General features: G+C 50.4%; 15 protein-coding genes. 7 read left to right on the top strand and 8 right to left on the bottom strand.

Going from position 1 to position 19,391, the window contains the following annotated elements:
- Positions 1-8 precede the first annotated feature (8 nt).
- Together fabB and fabA are read right to left on the bottom strand one after the other, a co-directional pair.
- Positions 9-1,226 (bottom strand): beta-ketoacyl-ACP synthase I, encoded by a 1,218-nt coding sequence (fabB, locus tag PPL9_RS13720; protein WP_057463203.1) that lies wholly within the window; start codon positions 1,224-1,226, stop codon positions 9-11.
- A gap of 94 nt (positions 1,227-1,320) precedes the next feature.
- Positions 1,321-1,836, bottom strand: coding sequence for a 3-hydroxyacyl-[acyl-carrier-protein] dehydratase FabA (fabA, locus tag PPL9_RS13715; protein ID WP_057463202.1), 516 nt, complete (start codon positions 1,834-1,836; stop codon positions 1,321-1,323).
- A 373-nt stretch (positions 1,837-2,209) separates the two neighbouring features.
- Between fabA and irrA the strand changes: the two genes are divergently transcribed.
- Complete coding sequence (gene irrA, locus PPL9_RS13710) at positions 2,210-2,641, top strand: iron response transcriptional regulator IrrA (RefSeq protein ID WP_057463201.1); 432 nt, start codon at positions 2,210-2,212, stop codon at positions 2,639-2,641.
- A 15-nt stretch (positions 2,642-2,656) separates the two neighbouring features.
- Here irrA and nth read toward each other — a convergent pair whose 3' ends face one another.
- Positions 2,657-3,376 carry an endonuclease III gene (gene nth / locus PPL9_RS13705; RefSeq protein WP_057463200.1) on the bottom strand — a complete coding sequence of 240 codons (720 nt, stop codon included), beginning with the start codon at positions 3,374-3,376 and terminating at the stop codon, positions 2,657-2,659.
- A 100-nt stretch (positions 3,377-3,476) separates the two neighbouring features.
- On the opposite strand from nth, the gene PPL9_RS13700 reads away from it, so the two are divergent.
- Both PPL9_RS13700 and PPL9_RS13695 read left to right on the top strand, forming a co-directional pair.
- The gene (locus PPL9_RS13700; protein WP_208980764.1) at positions 3,477-3,986 is read left to right on the top strand and encodes a DUF2244 domain-containing protein; all 510 of its coding nucleotides are present in this window, start codon (positions 3,477-3,479) and stop codon (positions 3,984-3,986) included.
- Positions 3,987-4,093: 107 nt separating this feature from the next.
- Positions 4,094-5,005: a bifunctional helix-turn-helix domain-containing protein/methylated-DNA--[protein]-cysteine S-methyltransferase gene (locus PPL9_RS13695; protein ID WP_057463199.1), complete on the top strand. Its 912-nt coding sequence runs from the start codon at positions 4,094-4,096 to the stop codon at positions 5,003-5,005.
- Positions 5,006-5,085: 80 nt separating this feature from the next.
- Here PPL9_RS13695 and trpB read toward each other — a convergent pair whose 3' ends face one another.
- Together trpB and PPL9_RS13685 are read right to left on the bottom strand one after the other, a co-directional pair.
- On the bottom strand, positions 5,086-6,300 hold the full coding sequence (gene trpB / locus PPL9_RS13690; RefSeq protein ID WP_057463198.1) for a tryptophan synthase subunit beta: 1,215 nt from the start codon (positions 6,298-6,300) through the stop codon (positions 5,086-5,088).
- Between the two features lie 15 nt (positions 6,301-6,315).
- Entirely contained in the window at positions 6,316-7,032 is a 717-nt protein-coding gene (locus PPL9_RS13685) for a phosphoribosylanthranilate isomerase (RefSeq protein ID WP_057463197.1), read from the bottom strand.
- A gap of 41 nt (positions 7,033-7,073) precedes the next feature.
- On the opposite strand from PPL9_RS13685, the gene PPL9_RS33310 reads away from it, so the two are divergent.
- Positions 7,074-7,421 (top strand): SH3 domain-containing protein, encoded by a 348-nt coding sequence (locus tag PPL9_RS33310; RefSeq protein WP_208981615.1) that lies wholly within the window; start codon positions 7,074-7,076, stop codon positions 7,419-7,421.
- A 66-nt stretch (positions 7,422-7,487) separates the two neighbouring features.
- Here the strand turns inward: PPL9_RS33310 and PPL9_RS13675 are convergent, their stop codons facing one another.
- Entirely contained in the window at positions 7,488-11,027 is a 3,540-nt protein-coding gene (locus PPL9_RS13675; RefSeq protein ID WP_057463195.1) for a hypothetical protein, read from the bottom strand.
- A 251-nt stretch (positions 11,028-11,278) separates the two neighbouring features.
- Positions 11,279-13,561, bottom strand: coding sequence for an NADP-dependent malic enzyme (locus PPL9_RS13670; protein ID WP_057463194.1), 2,283 nt, complete (start codon positions 13,559-13,561; stop codon positions 11,279-11,281).
- Between the two features lie 140 nt (positions 13,562-13,701).
- On the opposite strand from PPL9_RS13670, the gene mutS reads away from it, so the two are divergent.
- Positions 13,702-16,440 carry a DNA mismatch repair protein MutS gene (gene mutS, locus PPL9_RS13665; protein WP_057463193.1) on the top strand — a complete coding sequence of 913 codons (2,739 nt, stop codon included), beginning with the start codon at positions 13,702-13,704 and terminating at the stop codon, positions 16,438-16,440.
- Between the two features lie 705 nt (positions 16,441-17,145).
- Here mutS and PPL9_RS13660 read toward each other — a convergent pair.
- On the bottom strand, positions 17,146-17,922 hold the full coding sequence (locus PPL9_RS13660) for a class III extradiol ring-cleavage dioxygenase (protein ID WP_057463192.1): 777 nt from the start codon (positions 17,920-17,922) through the stop codon (positions 17,146-17,148).
- Between the two features lie 203 nt (positions 17,923-18,125).
- Between PPL9_RS13660 and dut the strand changes: the two genes are divergently transcribed.
- Together dut and PPL9_RS13650 are read left to right on the top strand one after the other, a co-directional pair.
- Positions 18,126-18,584, top strand: coding sequence for a dUTP diphosphatase (gene dut / locus PPL9_RS13655; protein ID WP_057463191.1), 459 nt, complete (start codon positions 18,126-18,128; stop codon positions 18,582-18,584).
- Positions 18,585-18,677: 93 nt separating this feature from the next.
- Positions 18,678-19,355, top strand: coding sequence for an HAD family phosphatase (locus tag PPL9_RS13650; RefSeq protein WP_057463190.1), 678 nt, complete (start codon positions 18,678-18,680; stop codon positions 19,353-19,355).
- The last annotated feature ends 36 nt before the right edge of the window (positions 19,356-19,391 follow it).

Genomic DNA, 19,391 nt, shown 5'->3' with positions numbered 1-19,391 from the left:
CCTCAAACTCAGTCTTTGTATCGCTTAAACACGACGGTCGCGTTGGTGCCGCCAAATCCAAAGCCGTTTGAAAGAACGCAATTCAATTCTGCATTATCTACGCGTTCTCTTACGATTGGCATATCCTCAAAATCCGGATCCAATTCTTCAATATGAGCAGAAGCCGCAATGAAGTTGCCTTCCATCATAAGCAAAGAGTAGATCGCTTCATGAACGCCGGCAGCACCCAAAGAGTGACCAGAAAGCGCTTTAGTCGCAGAAATTGGCGGAACCTTGTCGCCGAACACAGCGCGGATCGCTTCAATCTCTTTGATGTCACCAACAGGTGTAGAGGTTGCATGTGGATTGATGTAGTCAATGTCACAATCAACGTCTTTAAGCGCAATCTTCATGCAGCGAGCAGCGCCTTCACCACTTGGTGCAACCATGTCGTGACCATCAGAAGTCTGACCGTAACCCACGATTTCCGCGTAGATTTTTGCACCGCGTGCTTTTGCATGCTCAAGTTCTTCAAGAACCAGCACACCGCCGCCACCAGCAATAACAAAGCCATCACGGTTCTTGTCATATGGACGAGAAGCCGTAGACGGAGTGTCGTTGTACTTGGATGACATTGCGCCCATAGCATCAAACAGGTTGGAGAGTGTCCAGTTCAGTTCTTCGCCACCGCCCGCAAATACCACGTCCTGTTTACCCCATTGGATCAGCTCATAGGCATTACCAATACAGATATTGGTTGTCGCACAAGCTGCGGAAATGGAGTAGTTGACGCCGTGAATTTTAAATGGCGTTGCAAGCGTAGCAGAGTTCGTAGAGCTCATAGCTTTTGGAACAGCGGTCGGCCCGATACGGCGTGGGCCTTTTTCACGGGTGATATCCGCAGCTTCAACGATCGCTTTAGTGGATGGTCCACCAGAACCCATGATCAGGCCAGTGCGGTCATTGGTAACCAGATCTTCGGAAAGACCAGCATCTTCAATGGCCTGCTCCATGGCAATGTAGTTCCATGCAGCGCCTTCACCCATAAAGCGAGAGGTACGACGGCCAAGTTTTTCCAATGGATCCAAGGTAGGTGCGCCATGAACCTGACAACGGAAGCCGAGCTTCTCGTAGTCTTCAGCTGCAACAATACCGGACTTACCTTCGTAAAGGCTTGCTTTCACTTCTTCAGCATTGTTGCCAAGAGGAGAAACAATACCCATACCAGTAACAACCACACGCCTCATCTAAGGTCTCCCGTGGGTTAAGCGGTCCAATCGGACCCAATTCCAAAAAAGGGTTCGTCATTCCACATGACAAACCCTCGCATAATTTGATTACTTATTTTGCTTCGTCTTGAAACAGACCAACGCGCAGGTCTTTCGCAACAAAAATAGTCTCGCCGTCAGCTTTTACCCAGCCATCAGCAATTGCCAGTTTCAGGCGGGAGCGCATAACGCGCTTCATATCAACACCGAATTCCAGCATTTTTACGTCAGGAGTAACCTGACCTGTGAATTTAACTTCACCGGTAGAAAGTGCACGACCACGACCAGGCTCGCCGAGCCAGCCAAGATAGAAGCCAGTCATCTGCCACAGAGCGTCCAAACCAAGACAGCCAGGCATAACAGGATCGCCCTGGAAGTGACATTCGAAGAACCAGAGATCTGGATTAATGTCGAATTCAGAACGAATTACGCCTTTGCCGTACTCGCCGCCTTCCTCAGAAATTTCGGTGACGCGATCAAACATCAGCATAGGAGGAAGTGGCAGCTGTGCATTGCCTTGGCCAAACAGCTCACCGCGACCACAGGCCAGCAGAGCTTCTTTATCGTAGCTTGAACGCTTCTCGTGCATTCTATTCCCGCATAATTTGTCGTTTGTTTGAGGCCAGAAAAACGTAGGGTTCACCTTACCTAAACGTAACGATGGTTCTAAGTATTAACTGTTCGGGCCTTCCTAGCACACGAGCCCGAATATCGAAAGAGCGATGTATGTGAGTTTGCGTGTGCTCAATGTACGCAGTTGTGTTAAACTTATACTATTCTTATTATTGTTATAAGCAGTCCGGTTAATCCTGCTTGGTTTTAGCTTGATGTATCAAGGGTTATGCTCCCTTATATTGAGAGTGCTTGGGTGCAGGTCAATAGGTTGCTTTTAATCTAATGCTGGTAGAATTGGTGCGTAGGTGTTAAAACATCAGCACCCTAAAGAACTAAAGTAGGAAAAAATGAGCTCGCAGATTGCTAACGAACATCAAGATGTAACAGGGATGCTAAGAGACGCAGGTCTGCGCCCTACACGTCAGCGCGTGGCACTGGCTGAGCTTCTTTATTCTCAGGGTAATCGCCACATCTCGGCGGAAGTCCTTCACGAAGAAGCTATCCTTGCGAATGTGCCCGTCTCTCTGGCGACAGTTTACAACACACTTCATCAGTTCACTGAAGTTGGTTTGCTGCGTGAAGTTGCGGTTGAAGGAACAAAGACTTACTTCGACACCAACACCTCCGAGCATCACCATTTCTTCTTGGAAGATGAGAACCGTGTAATCGATATTCCAGACAGTGGCCTGACATTGGACAACTTGCCAGTCCCACCTGAAGGAATGGAGATCTCCCGCGTTGAAGTGGTTGTTCGTCTCCGTAAAAAGCAGATGCACTAAGAACATCTGCTTTATTCAGGCAGCATCCTTCAAGATTTTCTCTTTGCTTTTGCAAAGATCATAGATAATGCAGCGATCGCATGCTGGCTTGCGCGCCTTACAGATGTAACGGCCGTGCAGGATAAGCCAGTGGTGCGCATGCTGCATGAAGTCTTGCGGAATTATCTTTTCCAGCTTTAGCTCTACATCCAGCGGTGTTTTGCCAGGAGCAAGACCTAGTCTGTTCGCAATTCGGAAAAGATGCGTATCAACGGCAATCGTTGGCTGTCCAAAAGCAATATTTAGCACAACATTTGCGGTTTTCCGTCCAACGCCCGGCAAAGCTTCCAGCTCCTCGCGGGTTTGCGGAACCTGCCCTCCATGATGCTCAATCAGCATTTGTGAAAGCAAAAACGTGTTTTTTGCTTTGTTCTTGTAGAGCCCGATTGTGCGGATCTCTTCCCGGATCTTATCTTCTCCAAGAGCAACCATCTTCTCTGGCGTATCTGCAATCTGGAAGAGATGTTTCGTTGCTTTGTTCACCCCGGCATCTGTTGCTTGAGCGGAAAGCACAACAGCAACCAGCAGTGTGAACTCGTTGGAATGATTAAGTTCCCCTTCCGGTTCTGGATTGTCTTTTTCAAATGCCGCAAAGATTTCGTAGATCTCGGCTTTAGAATACCTTGATCTGGAAACCGGCTTTTTGCGTGTACTGGAAGAAGATGCAACCTTCTTTGTTTTGGTAGCGTCAACCATAGGACTCTCGAAGGAAATAAGTGACTTTGCGTAGGCTTTGAAAGCTCTATACTCTTAAGCGATAAAGAGTAGCAATGAAACAGAGTGCGAAATAGCACCAATGCCCCATGATCTTCAAAAGCGGGAGCCTTATCCCCCTTTCTTTCAGGCTGTTCTAACCCCGCACCGCTCACTGTCCCGCCGGGGCGTGAACATCGTTCTTTGGTGCGCTGGCTTGATTGCTGGCTTTTATTCGCTCGTGCTTGTTTTGATGGGATTATGGCCCGCGCCTATCCTGCTATCATTACCTGTTCTCTTTCTCTGGCTCGCGTTCAGGCACAACTTTGCGACGGCCGAAACCTATGAGGAAATCAGCGTTTCCCCGCTTGAGGTTAGATTGAAACACGTCACGTACAAAGGCGACGTGCAGGAGTATGTGCTCAATCCGTTTCACATGAAACTCCATATCGAACGGGATGATGATGTTGGAGTTACGCGCATTTTGGTGCGTTCTGATCAACTTTTCCTCATTGTTGGTGCGTTTTTGAACCCGGATGACCGGACAAGTTTCGCCTCTGCGTTTTCTCAGGCAATCCACTCCGCACGCAATCGTGGGTTTGATCATGCCTGAGCCTGAAATACTCTGTTCCCATGTACTCGCGTTTCGGGTGGCTCTCAGGCTGAGGATCATTTAGATTCCACTCAATGAGAAACGAAATCTAAGAGCCGTGAATCAAGATGTTTAATGCAGCCAATCTCGCAAATGGCACGTTTGTAGAAGACAGTTCTGCTCTTGAGGACTATCGTGTCGTCCAGAAAACCCTTCAAGGCATCTCCGAGAATTGGAGGGAACAACCCTCCCTTGAAGAGCTTGCCTACAGCGTTGGCCTTCAGCCAATTCAGCTTCAACGGGTGTTTTCAAGATGGGCAGGCATTACTCCTAAACAGTTCCTGCAAGCCATCACCATCGATCACGCACGCGCTCTTTTACAAGATTCCGCTAGCATTCTGGAAGCCTCGCTCGAAGTTGGCCTCTCAGGCCCTGCCCGTTTGCACGACTTGTTTGTAACCCATGAGGCGATGACGCCTGGCGACTACAAACGGCGTGGTGCAGGCGTAAAAATCAGTTGGGGCTTTCATCCCTGCCCGTTTGGGATCGTCCTGCTGATGGTAACAGAGCGTGGTCTGGCAGGTCTTGCTTTTGCCGATGCCGGCGAAGGGGCAAAAGCACTTACTGACATGAGCGAACGCTGGCCAGCTGCTGAGTTTGAAGAGAACCAGCAACTCACCGCTCCTTACGTCTCCCGCATCTTCGAACCAAATAAGTGGAAGGAAGATCAGCCGCTTCGTGTTGTCTTCATCGGAACGGACTTTGAAATCCGTGTTTGGCAAACACTTCTGAAAATTCCTTTAGGCAAGGCTACCACATATTCGGAGATCGCGAATAACCTCGGCAATCCCAAAGCCTCTCGTGCTGTTGGAACAGCCGTTGGAAAGAACCCGCTGTCCTTCGTCGTTCCATGTCACCGCGTCCTCGGGGCAAAGGGCAATATGTGTGGTTACCATTGGGGTATCACTCGTAAGCGCGCCATTTTGGGCTGGGAAGCTGGCGTTTCCGGCGTTCTGGATGGTATTGCTGCCACGGGCTAATCGTTTCACGTCCGATTCAATCTCAGGCAACAAAAAAGGCGAGCACAAGGCCCGCCTTTTTCATTTGAAAATCAAATGACTTACAGGTCAAATCCAAGGATCTTGCCAACAGTGAAGACATCCTTGTCACCACGACCACAAAGGTTCATGACGATCACTTTGTCTTTGTCCATCTTCGGCGCCATCTTGATCACCTGAGCAAGCGCATGGCTTGGCTCCAGAGCTGGAATGATACCTTCAACGCGGGTCAGCATCTGGAATGCATCCAGAGCTTCCTCATCGGTCGCAGGCACGTAGTTCACACGGCCTGTATCTTTCAGCCAGGAGTGCTCTGGGCCGATACCAGGATAATCCAGACCTGCAGAAACGGAATGTCCTTCAAGGATCTGTCCGTCATCATCCTGCAGCAAATAGGTGCGGTTACCATGCAGTACACCCGGCTTACCTGCGTTCAGCGAGGCACAGTGTTCTTCACCCTGAAGGCCTTTACCACCAGCTTCAACGCCGTAAATCTCAACGGATGGATCGTCAAGGAACGGGTGGAATAGACCAATCGCATTAGAGCCACCACCAACTGCAGCAACGAGAGCATCTGGCAATTTGCCTTCTGCTTTCATCAGCTGTTCTTTGGTCTCTTCCCCAATCACAGACTGGAAATCACGAACCATCTCTGGATAAGGATGCGGGCCAGCAGCTGTGCCGATCAGGTAATACGTGTCATCCACGTTGGTTACCCAGTCACGTAGCGCTTCATTCATCGCGTCCTTAAGTGTACCAGCACCCGCAGTAACGGGAACAATTTCAGCCCCCAGAAGCTTCATGCGGAACACGTTTGGTTTCTGACGCTCAACGTCGGTAGCACCCATGTAAACAACGCATGGCAAACCAAAGCGCGCACAAACTGTTGCGGTCGCAACACCGTGTTGACCAGCGCCGGTTTCTGCGATGATGCGGGTTTTGCCCATACGTTTAGCCAGCAGGATCTGACCAATACAGTTGTTGATCTTGTGGGATCCTGTGTGGTTCAGCTCATCGCGCTTAAAGTAAATCTTCGCGCCGCCCAGCTCTTCTGTCAGGCGTTCAGCGAAATAAAGCGCAGATGGGCGACCAGTATAGTGGGTGTTCAGGTTTTCCAGCTCTGCCGCATATGCTGGGTCAGCCTTTGCGTCACTGTAAGCCTTTTCCAGATCCAGGATCAAAGGCATGAGCGTTTCAGCTACGAAACGACCTCCAAAATCACCAAAGTGGCCGCGATCATCCGGACCGGAACGCAATGTGTTGGCTTGCTGGTTCATTAATTCTTCCCAAATTCACTCGGCAACGCTGCGCGCTTCACGCACAAAAGCCTCAATCAACTCGATGTCTTTAACGCCCTTCTCGCGTTCGACGCCGGATGAAACATCGACATCACTCACTCCGGAGATTGCCAAAGCTTCGCGGACGTTATCAGGGCTTAAGCCGCCAGAAAGCATGATAGGCTTTCCAAGTTCTAGGCCTTGTAGCAGTTTCCAGTCAAAGCTGACACCATTTCCTCCCGGAATATCGGAATTTTTTGGTGGTTTTGCATCTAGAAGAAATCTGTCTACGTGCGGAATATAGGGCGTAAGTGCCTCCACGTCTTCTGCAGAGGAAATCCCGCAGGCTTTCATTACAGGAACGCCAAAACTCTCGCGAATTTCAGAGCAGCGCTCAGGGGTTTCACTCCCGTGCAGCTGCAAAACATCTGGTGAGATAGTGTCGACAATTTCCTTCAGGCCTGCATCATCCATGTTTACAGTAAGTGCAACAATTTGCGTCTTACCGCGCACGTGGTCTGCCAGCTCTTTGGCTTTAGCCATGGAAACATAGCGCGGACTTTTCGGAAAAAAGACAAATCCGATCATATCGACTTGTTCTTTCGTAACCGCGTCCGCAGTTTCCTTCGTAGAGATGCCGCAGATTTTTATCATAGCGGAAGAGACCATATTTGCACCGTGTTCAAGCAATACCAGAATGACCGTTAGACCAAAAATATCGGGGTTTGTCACCCTGTTCTGGTCATTTATGGAACCTGAACTGGACGGGACCAATGAGAAAATCTGGAGTTTATCGCGGTCATCTGATGACCCTTGGTATATGTGGAGCACTCGTTGCTTTTGCAAGCAGCTCCCCAGCACAGACAGTCTACCAGCACCAACCAAAAGTGCCCATCGGGTTTGATCAGGCATGTGCAGGCACGTATGCAGTTAAGCCATTGAAGTCAGGCGTGCTTAACCTTCGTACCGGCCCCGGAACCAATTACAACGTCATTGGCCGCCTCATCCCAAATCAAGCAATCAACATCGCCGACTGCAAAGGCAACTGGCTCGGCATCCGCGACGCCCAAACCTCCGAACAAATCGGCTGGGTCTACAAAGGCTACATGCGGCGCGTCTAAATTGCTTGTTGAGTGAACAGCAGAAACGATAGAACTTAGCTGTTCACTCCTTTTATGGAATATGATTTAGGATGATACTTGCTTTTCAAAGTGGATCACCGGCAGGCCTGTTCCTGAAGATTTGATATGATTGAGGCAGTACTCAACGGGGTCCATCTTTGTCGCTGCGGAGCTGGTGCTGTTCACCAGATACCAATCGCCTTCTTCCACTTGTCGGAAGGCGACATAGTGCCCCCCAATATTAATCACGAAGCGATCTTCACCAGAGTTGACAACATGGTTCAGGAGCTCTCGAGCGATGCTTTCCTCATCAGGATTTTTTGTGTGCTCCAAATAGGTGATTTTGGGATCAGGTAGACCAAGTTTTTGCTGTTGCGCCTTCAGAAGCTCAAGTCCTACATCAGCTATACTGCCATTGTTGCTAATGTCTTGAAGTGGGTCCTTTTTGTAGAGCTTTTTATACTCTTCCGTTGCCACCTCACGAGCAAGCTTCTTCGGATCTTTCCGGTGTGCCTTACGCAAGCTTTTCACATCGCGCTTCAATATTCCAGAGGCATACCGAAGGAACTCTTCCTCTGATTTGCTGTCATATGCTTTCAGGTGGTTGGCTAGGCTTGCATCCAGCAAGTCATCTTTGTTCGTTGCTTCAAATCCAAGACAAGCGTTAATGGCGTGCTTCAGGCAGAACTGGCCCTGCTGCACTTCGCAGAAGAACTGCGGATTGTCCCCACTTGGCTTCTTGCGCGCATCAACATTGTTTCGAATGCCAGGTGCGCTTTTGGTGTAAGGAACCTGTATCTGCCTGTTTTCATCGGCCAGCATCTGCAGTTCTGCTTTCGCGCGACCCAAGGCTTTCAAAATCTCGCCGGTTTGGCTGCTCTGGCCCATCTGAGCCATTTCTTTCAGTTGTGCAATGGCAAGGCGTACAAAACTTGCTTGCTCATCAAAGATCTTCAGTTTGGTTGGATCTTTCACATACTTGCGCATTCCCTTTAGGTTGGAAACCAGCTTTTGTGCGTCTCCTAAAGAAACTGCGGGAGCGGAATCAAGTCGGGCCTGCTTTGCCGCTTCTTGTTCCTGTTTGCGCTTTGCAAGTTCTTCAGCATTCTGCGCTCTGGCGCGATTAAGAATGGCATTCATTTGGTCCCGGTGCTCCCTAAGCGAGGCCATGACCGCGGACAATCCATCCAACTGATTATCTGTGACGCACTTTCTTGCGTATGGAACAGCCAACTCAAACAGCAGTTTAATCGTGTCGAACTCTTCTTTTAAGGCAGGGTCCGTGATCAAGAGTTGCTGCTTTAAGAATGCGCTTTTGCTGGCATCGAGGGCTTCAATTTCCTGAATGTATTCTTCGGGTGTTTTAGGTGCATGCGGCGGTTCGATTGGCCCCGGTTGGCCAGTTGAGGGCGTTGATTTTTGGGCACAGGATTCAATATTCTGAATAATGCTTTCAAGCTCGATCAGTCTGCTTTGCGCATCCTTGAGTTTGCTTTCCTGAATCAAGTGCTCCGTTTGGCTGCTCAGCTGCTCCCATAACATCTGATAGGTCAGAAATTCATTTTGTAACGACTGATCAGGGAGTTGCGGGTTGCCTAACATGGCTTTGTTGAAGCGATTGATGAATTTCTGAAGTTGAGTTTGGCAATGGTTCAAAGACTGAGTGAGGTCGGGATCAAGCGCGGCTTGTGCGCCTTCAGGTTGAGATGTAGAGGACAACGCCTTCTGAACGCACTCTTCAAGGTTCCGTACTACGTTCTCAAAGTCTTGAAGCCTTGTCGTTGCATCCCCTGCGTTGCGGTTAGAGATCAAAGATTCAATCTGACTCTCAAACTCATCGGAGATCACCTTGTAGGTGAGAAACTCATCCTGCTGAAATTCCTGCTGAAAATTTGGGTTCTGTGCGACAGCACTCGCGCGGCGGGCTGCAAGTCGATCCAGATGCTGTTTACAGTCAGCGAGGGCGGAGCTCTGTTGGTCCTCCGCAGGCACTGTTTGCTCTGACACCTGCGTTTTGGGTTCGTCCTGAACAGTATCAGCCATCTCAGACGCCTCTTCTGGCATAGATTGTGCGGATTCTAAAAATCCGATCATCGAGTTGATGGCATCTTCACATGTTGTTAACTTGCCTCTGGCCTCCTGTAGTTTTCTGTTTGCCACATATTGCAATCCCTCAGTGATGTAACTTTGTGCAGCACTTGCATACTGCGCAAAGGTAGTCGCCAGCGCGGTATCATTGATATCAGCACCTGCTTTCTGAATTTCATTCAGGTTCGCCTGCGCATCATCCAGGGCGCCCATGCAATTGGAAAGGGCTTTATTCAGTGCGTTTTGAGCTGCATTTTTTGTGGAAGAATTTGGTCTAGACCGTCCACCTTGTGTCTGGTCGTTTGCTTGTTTTTTTGCAGCTTCTTTTGTGCTGACCACGCAATCTATCAATGCATCAGTTAAGGTCTTAAGTGTAGCTAAGTTGGCTGCAATATCTTCCTCAGAGGAACGTCCATGCCCTTCAATCAGATCCTCTGTCTCTGCAAGTAAGTTGATCGCGACTTGATAGTTCTTTTCAAAATCCCGTTTAAGTGCTTTGTCAGGAACTTCATTTGCCTGCTGGTAGTAGGCTTGAATTTGAAAACGTATCGACTTCAGTTGAATGCTAAAGCTTGGATCAACGGGAACAAATTTAACGTAGCTCTCTGCTTTCTCAACCAGATTACTGAGGACTTTCAAATCTGCCTGACAGGAATGAAGTTCATGTCGTTTAAGCAAGCCCTCAATCTGCTTAATCTGCTCTTTTGCTTGCTTTGAAGAATCCGAGAACGCTTTTTGCTCCTGTGGTGATTTAATGGTTTTGCGCAGCCCCTTGGCTTCCGAAAGACGGGTATTAGTGTCTTTAATAGCCGTTTTAATATTTTCAGTTTCGCGAACAATCTGCTTCTGCATTTCAAGTACTTGCTGGGCGCCTTGTAATTGCGCTTCCGCATCAAAAAGCCTCTGATCAGCGCCCGCCGTATCTCCGCTTTTCACTAGGTTGGTGACGTATGTCATTGTTGAAGCTGCTTGCTTGAAGAGTTGATCGAACAAGGTTTTTTGATCTTTTGAAACGAGTATTTTCCGCTCCGCCTTGTATCCTTTCAACTTTGCTGAAAATTCTGTTGCACGTTGTTGCAGAGCTTTAAGTGGATCAACGTGCGGTGCTGCGCTTTCAGCGGTTTGCTTGCCATCGATGCCATTTTTCTGCGGCTCGGAAGCCCGACTCTTCCCTACTAAAATTCCGACACCATCAACGAGTGCTGCGATGTCATCCAGTGTGCTATCCGCATCAAGAAAATCGCCAGTTTGCAATAGATAGTCTACATTCTTCATGCGACTTTGAGTTTGCTCGCAAAGACTATCAAACGTTTGCATTTGAGCGTCTGTTTGGAGAGTGGGTTTTAGCGCCTTGTAGCTCTTAAGTTCTGCTTTGTATTGAGCAGAACGACTTTTGCAGTGAGCCTCGATCGAAGCAGGAGTGGGGTCGCCGTCATATGCATCGAACGGCCATGAGTTTTGCTTGTAAACCTTCTGCGCCCATTGGTACTCAGTAACTTCGAGCGTACCCTTAACCATAGATCGACTCCCAACTTTCCCAGGCCCTTAAGGCTATCAATGTTGAGGCCAACAATATCTATAAACACGGACCCAATTCGCATGCATTTAGATAGCAAGGTGAAGAGAGGTTTGAGACTGTTTGGCCATTTTTGAGAGATCTGTAATTAATATAATTTCTTTTAGATAGAAGTGTAGTTCCATCAGAGGCTTAGGGAATAAAAAAGCGCCGCAGAAGCGACGCTTTTCCTGATCTCACAATTCCGTCAGACCTAAGTGATGTTGTAGGCCGCAATCGCTGCCATATTGAAGATCTCGCTATCCTTGGCACCCATCGGTACAATCTGAACCGGCTTATCCATACCAACCAGCAGTGGGCCAATAAGTGTTGATCCGCCAAGCTCTTCCAACAATTTCGTCGCGATGGAAGCGGAGTGGAACGCAGGCATAATGAGCACGTTTGCAGGTCCATTCAGACGGCAGAACGGATAAGCCGCCATCTTCTCCATGTTAAGTGCAATATCTGCACCCATCTCACCATCATATTCAAAGTCCACACGGCGACGATCAAGGATCTTAACGGCTTCCTGAAGACGCTCTGTTCGCTCACCTTTTGGGTGACCAAATGTGGAGTATGCCAGCATAGCAACGCGAGGCTCGGACCCAAGACGGCGGGCAACATGCGCTGCTTCTTCCGCAATATCCGCCAGTTCCTCTGAGGTCGGCATGTCATGAACAGCCGTATCAGCCACAAGAACGGTTTTGCCCGGTGTCACCACAAGCGAAACGCCAATCACGCGGTGCCCCGGTTTGGTATCGATACAGCGGCTGACGGTTTCCAGTGCAACGGAATAGTTTCGTGTTGTTCCCGTTACAACGCCATCAGCATCGCCACGCGCAACCATAATGGACGCCCAGTAGTTACGGTCATTGTTGACGAGACGCTGACAATCACGTTGCAGATAGCCTTTACGTTGTAGGCGAGAATACAGATATTCTGCGTAATCCGCGTTGCGGGTGGAGGATCGAGCACTTTCAAGGCGAATGCCCGGGCGGTTCACATCAATACCGGCAGATGTCGCATTGGCGCGGATCTCATCTTCACGGCCAACAAGGATAGCCTCACCCAACCCTTGTGCAACAAAGGCAGAAGCTGCGCGAATAACCGCTGGCTCTTCCCCTTCCGCAAACACAATGCGCTTCGGATTTTGACGCACTTTGGAGATGATCCGCTGCAAAGTGCCGGCAATTGGGTCACGACGACCCTGTAGCTGCGCACCATAAGCATCCATGTCCACGATTGGGCGACGTGCCACGCCGCTATCCATGGCAGCTTGTGCAACTGCTTGAGGAATACGGGAAATCAGACGAGGATCAAACGGAACCGGAATGATGTATTCGGGACCGAAACGAGGACGGCTGCCACGATAAGCTGCTGCCACTTCATCAGGAACATCTTCACGAGCCAGTTCTGCAAGCGCTCGAGCGCAGGCAACTTTCATCTCATCATTAATGGTTGTTGCATGAACGTCCAACGCACCGCGGAAGATATACGGGAACCCGAGAACGTTGTTCACCTGGTTCGGGTAGTCAGAACGACCTGTTGCAACAATCGCATCTGGGCGAACTTCCTTGGCTTCTTCCGGCGTAATCTCAGGATCCGGATTCGCCATCGCAAAGATAATTGGGTCCGGCGCCATGGTCTTCACCATGTCAGGTGTCAAAGCGCCCTTCACGGAAACTCCGAAGAACACATCTGCACCATCTAGTGCGTCTTCAAGGGTGCGCTTGTCAGTCTTCACAGCATGCGCACTCTTCCACTGGTTCATTCCAGCTTCACGGCCCTGATAAATCACACCTTTTGTATCGCAGAGAAGCACATTCTCATGCGGAACACCCATCGCTTTAACAAGCTCGATACAAGCAATGCCAGCCGCGCCCGCGCCATTACAGACCACTTTCACATCTTTGATGTCGCGATCTGTCATATGAACCGCGTTGATCAAGCCTGCAGCAGCGATAATAGCTGTGCCGTGCTGATCATCATGGAACACCGGAATGTCCATGATCTCACGAAGACGCTGCTCGATGATAAAGCAATCCGGCGCTTTAATGTCTTCAAGGTTGATGCCACCGAAGGAAGGGCCGAGGTGCTTTACAGAGTCGATGAACTCCTCAACGTCGGAGGTGTCCACTTCAAGGTCAATGGAATCCACATCAGCAAAGCGCTTGAAGAGAACTGATTTGCCTTCCATCACCGGCTTGGAGGCCAATGCGCCAAGGTTTCCGAGGCCAAGAATTGCGGTACCGTTGGAGATAACCGCAACCATGTTGCCTTTGGTGGTGTAGTCGTAAGCCTTGCTTGCGTCTTCTGCAATTGCCAGCACAGGAACAGCAACGCCAGGAGAATAGGCCAGGCTCAGGTCGCGCTGAGTGGCCATTGGCTTGGTTGGCGAGATTTCAAGCTTGCCCGGTTTGCCTTCGTTATGGAAGGCTAACGCGTCTTGGTCAGTAAAGCTGACCTGCGAGCTTGCTGTTTTATCAGTGGTTGGCATGCGAAAAATTCCTCACCCTCAAGCGCAGTGTTCTTTTCAAATATCACTGGACGACATTATCCCCGTAAAATCTCGTTCTCAAGCTGTGAACTAAACTGACACGGGTGAAACACATAGAACCATTTGCTAGTGTCTGCGCCATGACTACAGCAGATATTGAAAAGCCTTCCCCAGCAAAAGGCCGCGTCACACCCATGATGGCGCAATATATTGAGATTAAGACGGCAAATCCGGACAGTCTCCTGTTCTACCGAATGGGTGATTTCTACGAGCTGTTTTTTGAAGATGCAGAAGTTGCATCCCAATCTCTAGGAATTACGCTCACCAAACGCGGCAAGCATAATGGTGATGATATTCCCATGTGCGGCGTTCCCGTGCATGCCGCTGATGATTATCTGCAAAAACTGATCGGTCTTGGCCACCGCGTTTCTGTCTGTGAGCAGACGGAAAACCCGGCAGAAGCCAAAAAGCGTGGCTCCAAATCTGTTGTTCGCCGCGATGTGGTGCGCTTGGTGACACCGGGCACGATCACGGAAGATCGCCTTCTGGATGCCAGACGAAACAACTTCCTTGCCTCGTTAGCGCGGGTCAAAGGCGGAAGCACGGCTGACGGAAACCTCTATGGTCTCGCCTGGATTGATATGTCCACGGGCATGTTCCGCGTGGCTGAAAGTGACGATGTGCGCCTTGCTGCTGATCTGGCGCGCATTGATCCATCAGAATTAGTGCTTGCTGACGCACTTCTTCAGGAAACCGAGCTGCGAGCGACAGTCGAAGGACTTGGCGCTGCCCTCTCTCCTGTTCCTCGCACGTTCTTTGATGGCGCAAACGCTCAGGATCGCCTCTCCACTTACTTCTCCGTCGGTACGCTGGACGGGTTCGCCAACTACACCCGTGCTGAACTGATCGCAGCCAGTGGCATTCTGGCTTACATCGACAAAACCCAGCTCGGTGAGCGCCCTCCTCTCGACCCACCAGTCAAAGAAGCCGCTGCAGGCCAGTTGCTGATTGATCCGGCAACCCGCGCCAACCTTGAGCTGACCCGAACCCTGTCCGGCGAGCGACGAGGCAGTTTGCTGTCTGCAATCGATAAAACCGTGACCGGAGCGGGTTCTCGCCTGCTTGCCAGTCGTCTGTCAGGTCCCCTTACGGATCCAGAACAAATCCGTCATCGTCAGGACACCATTGCGTTTTTTGCGTCCGACACCATGCAGCGCGAGGATATCCGTAGCCTGCTGAAGTCCGCGCCGGATATGTCTCGTGCACTGTCCCGTCTTGCAGTGGACCGTGGTGGTCCGCGTGATTTGCAGTCCATCGCGTCTGCAATGAAATCTGCGCGAGAAATCGCAGGCCTGCTGGCCTCTGGCGGCGCCTTCCCTCAGGAAGTTGGCTTTGCCGTGCAAAAGCTGGAGCAAGCACCGCATGCGTTGGGTGAAAAGCTTAGCGTCGCAATTGCGGAAGAACCGCCACTTCTCAAGCGAGACGGCGGTTTCATTGCGCATAACTATCATCCAGACCTTGATGAGCTCAAAGCTCTTCGCGATCAGAGCCGAAAAGTCATCGCACAGATGCAGGCGGATCTGGCTGAAGAGCTTGGCATCCGCTCACTGAAGATCAAGCACAACAACGTGCTTGGCTGGTTTATGGAAGCACCGACCGCGCAGTGTGATCCGATGAAGGATGACCCTGCTCGCTTCATTCACCGTCAGTCTATGGCTGGCGCCATGCGCTTCACAACCACTGATCTTGCTGATCTGGAAAGCAAAATCGCAAGCGCAGGAGAACGTGCTCTTGCGATTGAGCTGGAAATCTTCAACGAGCTGACCAAGGCCGTTGTTGAGGCCGGCGGCCTGATTAAAGCTGCGGCTGAAGCTCTTGCAGTACTGGACGTATCAACCTCTCTTGCGGTTTTGGCGGAAGCGGAAAACTACATCCGCCCAATCGTTGATGGCTCGCTTGCCTTCACGATTGAAGGTGGCCGCCACCCGGTGGTGGAGCAAGCTCTTCGCAAATCTGGCGAACCATTTGTGGCAAACAATGCCAACCTCGGCCCGCAGGAAAGTTATGAAAATGGCCAGGTCTGGCTGATCACTGGTCCTAACATGGCCGGTAAATCAACCTTCCTACGCCAGAATGCATTGATCGCAGTGCTGGCTCAAATGGGTAGTTTCGTTCCTGCAACGACTGCCCACATTGGCATTGTAGATCGCTTGTTCTCTCGTGTTGGCGCGGCTGATGACCTCGCCAGAGGCCGTTCAACCTTCATGGTTGAGATGGTGGAAACGGCTGCCATTCTCAATCAGGCCACGGACCGCTCACTGGTCATTCTGGATGAAATCGGACGCGGAACGGCGACTTTTGACGGTCTTTCCATTGCATGGGCTGCCATTGAGCATCTGCACGAAACCAACCGCTCTCGTTCGCTCTTCGCGACGCACTACCATGAAATCACGGCGCTTTCGCAGCGTTTGGAGCGTCTCAACAACGCGACCGTGCGTGTGAAAGAGTGGAAAGGCGATGTTGTCTTCCTTCACGAAATCGTCGAAGGCGCTGCTGATCGTTCCTATGGTATTCAGGTCGCAAAACTGGCTGGTCTGCCGAAGACTGTTGTCAGCCGCGCGCAAAAGATCCTGACGCAGCTGGAAGAGCAAGACACCAACAAGCCTGCTGAGACACTTTTGGATGATCTGCCGCTCTTTGCATCCTTCTCGCAGCCTCTGGAAACCATTCCGGAGCCGGAAGAACAAGAGGAAGCCTCTGTTTCCAATGAGCTTGTTGAACTGTTGGAGACCCTTGATCCTGATGATATGACGCCTCGTCAGGCTCAGGAAGCGCTCTATGCTCTCAAGCAAAAGCATAAGGAGCTCAGCTCAAACTGAGCTGAGTACTGGAAGCACAAACAGTTTTAGCACCGCTGGAGATTTCCGGCGGTGTTTTCATGTGAAACCCGATAGTCGGGATGAGCAAGGCGGCAGGCAATACCTGCGCTACTTGTTAGTAATGAGTCTTCGGCATTGGCTACACGCCTTGCCCGGGCTTTCTTATAATGAACTACGTCGCCTCTTTTGCCTATAAGGCACGATAGTCAGTTTCCTGAAAAGACAATGGCTTATCCAGACACGTTTCCATGCCCAAACAGTTCCTCCGTCTTTGACTGATACCTTTGCAAAAGCAAGTCTCCTTGCCGGTGCTCTTGTATCCGTCGCCGCGTGATACCCTATAGTCCTGGGCCCTTCCCCTCAAACCATGCGGTCACGTTTGAAGTTCGGTTCACCGGACCACTGAAAGGTGCGTTACGTCTTCCAATAGCCCCGCCCAACCTACGACAAACTGACGGTCGCTCCGCCAGCAGCCCGCTACGTAGGCATAGGTTCAGAATATGGGAGAATTTCAGAAGGGGAATAATTTTTTTTGAGACAGCCTTTGCCCCACCCACCGGTGTCATCCCGGCCCCCGAGCCGGGATCTATAACCCCAGTGTCAGAAATTGACCGAACGCCTTCGTGAAAAAGCAATCGGTTATGGATCCCAGCTCAAAAGTTAGGACGGCACCAAGGGAGTTTAACTGATGTAGTCTCTCGGTGACTACCTGTTACGAAACCGAAATGCACTCATGCTGATGGAGCGGTAAGTGAAGCTCTCATGCAGCTTTTCACCATAGGCATGCTCACCCGCAGCTCCATATGCGACCAGAAGCGGAAGGAAGTGTTCATCAGTTGGTAGTGCTTTTTTGTAGTACTTGTGATTGCCGGAAGAGAGCAGTGCGCAGGTCTCCCCTTGTTCCACAAGCTCGGTAATCCAGTGGTCAAACTCCAATGCCCAGTCCGGCGTGCCACCATTGCCGCTGACTTCAGAAAAATTATGCGTCAACGCACCACTGCCGATAACAAGGATACCCTCTTCCGCCAGCGGAGCTAAAGCACGCCCTAGGTTAAAGCTCTCTTCGCTTCCATAGGCATAGGGCAAAGACACCTGAACCACTGGAATATCCGCATCAGGAAAAGCCAGTGACAAAGGAACCCAGGCACCGTGGTCCAGACCCCATGAATTATCTTCGCAAACGGTCAGACCATAGCGCGTAATGGCGTCGTGTGTGCGAGTAACCAGCCAGCTTGGGGCATCCGCAGCGTATTGCATGTCATAGAGTTTCGGCGAGAAGCCGCGAAAATCATGGATGGTCTTCAACGGACCTGCTGACGTGATGACAAGCCGCTCTGTTTGCCAGTGAGGCGAAATGATCACGATGGCATTGGGCTTAACCTCTGAAACACAAAGGTTTTTGAGGAGCTGATGAGCTTCCAGCTCAGGTCTTATTGCGAGATCTGGTGCTCCATGGGGCAAAAAGAGAGGTGATTGTTTCATGTGAAACGCTTTTTTGTTTCGGTTTGTTGATGAATTTCTTATTCTCAACAGTGTATTGCATTAGTGAATTGCGACCAATCTCAGTAAAGTTGATAGGACTGTTCACTGAAAGTGACCTTATCCCGAGATAAGGTCCTTGATCGAATTTCATGCGCCTACTGGAAGAAATTGCAAACTCCTGCTAGAAAAGACGCCTCTTATCAATGGGCCTCTTCATGACACCGAAACTAAAAATTACGCGCCTTCCCCACAGCGAAGGGTTAGAGCTTCCTGCTTATCAAAGTGCGGAGGCTGCTGGTTTGGATTTGCAGGCAGCAAATACAGATGCGATCGAGTTGAAGCCCGGACAGCGGGCGATGGTGCCAACGGGCCTTTCACTTGCTCTGCCATCTGGTCATGAGGGGCAGGTTCGTCCACGTTCAGGTCTGGCCGCTAAACACGGTGTGACGGTCCTCAACACACCAGGTACGGTTGATGCTGATTATCGCGGCGAAGTGAAAGTCATCCTGATCAATCTGGGGGAAGACTCCTTTGTGATTGAACGCGGAATGCGCATCGCTCAAATGGTGGTGGCCCCTGTCACGCAAGTGCAGATCGAAGAAGTCAAAGAGCTTGAAACCACCGAACGTGGTGAAGGCGGGTTTGGCTCCTCTGGCGTTTAAGCGCATCTTCAAAGGATACGCTGGAAGAAAACTGGAGCGTCTCGCGTTAACTCCCATGAAGGCGAGAAGTACCTAGGAATACAAGGAAGAACTATGAAGCCGGAATTGGTGATTTTCGATTGTGATGGCATTCTTGTCGACACCGAAACCATAGCGAATGAAGTCCTTTCTGACTTCATGAAGAAAATCGGCCTCGATTTCTCGCCTTTGGAATGTCACCACCGCTTCACCGGCACCGCAATGGACACCATTAAGGAAGAAGCCGAGCGCCTCAGCGGCAAAAAGCTTCCTGATGACTGGGCTGCACAGGTTCGCCAGGCTGATCTGGTCGCGTTTGAAGCAGGTATTGAGCCAATTCCGGGTATTTTGGATGTTGTTGCTCATCTGAAAGCAGAAGGCATTCCATTCTGCGTTGGCTCCTCCGGTCGCTATGAGAAGATGCAGATGACACTTGGCTCCTCCGGCCTTTGGGAAACCTTCAAGGACGTGCTTTATTCTGCGCAGGATTGCAAAATGGGTAAACCAGCGCCAGATATCTTCCTCTACGCAGCCAAAGGCATGGGCTTTAAGCCAGAGCAATGCGTTGTAATTGAAGACAGTATCGCAGGCATCAAAGCCGCAAAAGCCGCAGGAATGCCCGTCTTCAACTACACGGGCGATGTAAACGCAGACATCGAGCAGGCCAAATCTCTGGGCGCTATCACCTTCGGCCACATGTCAGACCTGCCTGCCCTGTTGGGTCTTGAAGCGCTGGATCAAACCACCGCGTAGTTCATCTATTTTCGAGGAAATGGTCTTTTTTGCAAA

This window comes from Pseudovibrio sp. POLY-S9 (assembly GCF_001431305.1).
Lineage (GTDB): Bacteria > Pseudomonadota > Alphaproteobacteria > Rhizobiales > Stappiaceae > Pseudovibrio.
The sequence above is the reverse complement of the archived record's forward strand: the minus strand, read 5'-3'. Positions and strand labels throughout refer to the sequence as shown.